The 2,732-nt window shown below is 43.8% G+C and carries 4 protein-coding genes; 3 read left to right on the top strand and 1 reads right to left on the bottom strand.

What is annotated here, in order from left to right; genetic code table 11:
- Positions 1–221, top strand: a 221-nt coding sequence (locus F6K37_RS37465) for a hypothetical protein (protein ID WP_287256088.1), incomplete at its 5' end; no start/stop codon positions are given.
- A gap of 14 nt (positions 222–235) precedes the next feature.
- On the opposite strand, the gene F6K37_RS37470 is transcribed toward F6K37_RS37465, so the two are convergent.
- The gene (locus tag F6K37_RS37470) at positions 236–1,027 is read right to left on the bottom strand and encodes an SDR family NAD(P)-dependent oxidoreductase (protein WP_071106951.1); all 792 of its coding nucleotides are present in this window, start codon (positions 1,025–1,027) and stop codon (positions 236–238) included.
- A gap of 114 nt (positions 1,028–1,141) precedes the next feature.
- Between F6K37_RS37470 and F6K37_RS37475 the strand changes: the two genes are divergently transcribed.
- Together F6K37_RS37475 and F6K37_RS37480 are read left to right on the top strand one after the other, a co-directional pair.
- Positions 1,142–1,330: a hypothetical protein gene (locus tag F6K37_RS37475; RefSeq protein WP_287256091.1), complete on the top strand. Its 189-nt coding sequence runs from the start codon at positions 1,142–1,144 to the stop codon at positions 1,328–1,330.
- A 339-nt stretch (positions 1,331–1,669) separates the two neighbouring features.
- Positions 1,670–2,152, top strand: coding sequence for a tellurite resistance TerB family protein (locus F6K37_RS37480; protein WP_287256092.1), 483 nt, complete (start codon positions 1,670–1,672; stop codon positions 2,150–2,152).
- The last annotated feature ends 580 nt before the right edge of the window (positions 2,153–2,732 follow it).

Below are 2,732 nucleotides of genomic sequence, written 5' to 3' on the forward strand. Positions count from 1 at the left end.
GGACGCTCCTATTTGCCTCCGGCTTGAATATTGTTTTACTCTCTGGAGCAGACAGGGATGGGAGTTATTCACACCGAAGCATAAACCAAAGTCGAAAAAACAAGCGAGACCACGCTAAAAAGACTCAGCGACCCATGGTCGAAGATGAAGTGAGCCTCCTTGGGAGGAGCTTAGCTAATGCTTCTGAGCTAGAAGCATCTTATATTAATCTCCCGTTTTGAGGTTTTTTTTGGGCTTAAGTATCCGAAACATTGAGGGATGATAATGATTGAGTCTGAGACGTGAGTCCGCCATCTATCGGAATGAGCGCTCCAGTCATAAATGATGCACCATCTTGGGAAAGAAAATAAACAACACTAGCTATGTCTTTAGGGGAAGCAACTCTTCCTATTGGATGTGCTTGTGCTTCTCTTGCCCATACTTTTTCTATATCTTCTTTTTGAGTATCTGCAACTTCCTGAAAAATCTTCTCGGTCATAGGGGTGCGAACGCATGCTGGGCATACAGCGTTGACTCTAACGCCATACTCGCTCAGTTCTACGGAGAGCCCCTTTGCCAATTGACCTACAGCACCTTTAGTTGCACCATAGACAAGACAGCCGCTCTTACCGATAAAGACCTGGTCAGAGGACATTAAGACTATTGCTCCACTCTTCTGTTCACGCATCAGTGGCGCGACTTCGGCTACTGTGTAGAGTACTCCACACAGGTTTACTTCGATCAGGTTCCTCATATCCTCTTCTCTAAGATCAAAGATAGAAGTGAAGCGATAAATCCCAGCATTGACAAATAGTACGTCTGGAGTACCGAACTTAAGAACTGCAGACTTGATCGCTAGACTTACCTCGTCTCTTATTGCCACGTCAGCTTTAAAAAGCATGACCTTGCTGTTATATTTTTCAACGAGCTGCTGACCAGCAGATACATTTGTATCAAGAATAGATACTGAGAAGCCCTCGGCTACGAACTTATCTACGGTAGCAGCTCCAATGCCGGTGGAGCCTCCAGTTACTATAGCGTGTGGCATGATACTATTTTCCCAATTGACTAAAAACAGCAATAGTATTTTCCTTGCTAATCCCAATCATACAACTCTTGTGGGCGTTCCATAAATGCGGGATGATTTTAATAGTTTTGTGGAATGGGCATGTTTGCGTGGAACTGGCATGTTTGCGTGGAACTGGCATCTTGCCAGTTTCATGCTTATTTTCGGGCGGGCAGGATGCCCACCCCACTCATATTCATCCGAAGATTAAGCAATGCCTATGAGTTCATTTTTATTGCGCTTACCCTGGCTGACATGCTGGGCAATGGCTATCCTAGCAACTAACAACTAACAACTAACAACTAACAACTAACAACTAACAACTAACAACTAACAACTAACAACTAACAACTAACAATTTAGTAATGATGCTCTATAAATTCGATGAGTGGATTGATGAAACAGCAAACCTAAGAGCCGATTTTTAGAATTAAATAGCCCTGATCTAAAAATATGTATTTTTTCATTAATGGCTGAAAGCAATACTGGAAATTGCTTTCAGCCTGGCTATAGCCCCTTAACGGCTAATTCGAGTTTACAAAAGTTAAATCTAAAATCTTAATCTCACCACGGCAGATCATATTAAACTGATGGAGTCGAAAGACTAAAAACGGAGAATTGAATATGTCAGATAAGGATCTAGATGGTCGGCTGTGGTTATATAATGAGTTGTATGGGATAAAAACAATCCCACCGGAGCAGGACTATAATGCCCTTGTAAAAGCGGTTCTGATCTGTGCAAAAGGAGATGGCGTCCTAACACCAGAAGAAAGAAACTGGGTTGTTGGTCGTTCTGCCTGTTACCATAGCAATACCGAGTATGGCATGGCAAAAGATTACCCGGCAGATGATGATCTACTTGAGGTTCTTGCCCAAGCTCCCACTCTAGACAAAAACGGTCGTCGTGCGATTATTTATGCGGCCATTAAGGCTTGTGCTGCTGATGCAGAATATCATCCGGATGAACAGGCATCAGTCCACAAAATGGCCAAATATCTTGGCATTGAAGAAGATGTCGTTAATCAGATTGAGGAAATTTGCATGTCCGAAGCCGAGATGCGAAAAAAACGGATTGCCGTAATGTTCCCTGAAGGCATCCCTTATTAGACTTGTTGTTGTTAGTGGCTGGTCGCAGGATTGGCGATCGCAATCAAGCCTTGGGGATTAGGAGTACCTCAATTGAGAGTAATTATGTTGTTGAATCCCTTACATTTCAACAACATAATTGCGCTTATAGAATTAAGGAATTCCCAACCCCTTACCGTAGCGAACGAGTAGGGGAAAGGATCGCTTTTTCTCCAAAGCTAGTCTCGCGCTGCTGCCCTCAAAGCCGTTAGGCATCCCAGGTCGTAGGTACCGTTTCTCCCTGGGAGTCAGAGCGGGGCGATCGCCTGTAATTCCAATCCCTCCAAGTCGCCAAGGTCACAGATGCTGATTATGGTAGCGCTTGCTCGTGAGTCCAAGTCCTTTGAGTTGCGAGGTTCTCAAGGCTGGGTTGGGATGGTGGCGCGATCACTAGTGGCGAGGTCTAGAGAAATTTGGAAGGATATGATACATTCCTTACTGGTGCAATCTACATGCATAAACACAGGAGGAATAAGTTATGCACTTCATTGTGCGAACTCTCAAAGCATTATTGATCTGTGGGTTAATCATAAATCTGGTTTTTTTGAGTGATGCTCAAGCA

Source organism: Moorena sp. SIO4E2 (assembly GCF_010671945.1).
GTDB classification, from domain to species: Bacteria; Cyanobacteriota; Cyanobacteriia; order Cyanobacteriales; family Coleofasciculaceae; genus Moorena; species Moorena producens.

Excerpts from the sequence above, each read along its gene's own strand:
- F6K37_RS37470 (WP_071106951.1), bottom strand. The coding sequence starts at position 1,027 with ATGCCACACGCTATAGTAACTGGAGGCTCCACCGGCATTGGAGCTGCT.
- F6K37_RS37475 (WP_287256091.1), top strand. The coding sequence starts at position 1,142 with ATGGGCATGTTTGCGTGGAACTGGCATGTTTGCGTGGAACTGGCATCT.
- F6K37_RS37480 (WP_287256092.1), top strand. The coding sequence starts at position 1,670 with ATGTCAGATAAGGATCTAGATGGTCGGCTGTGGTTATATAATGAGTTG.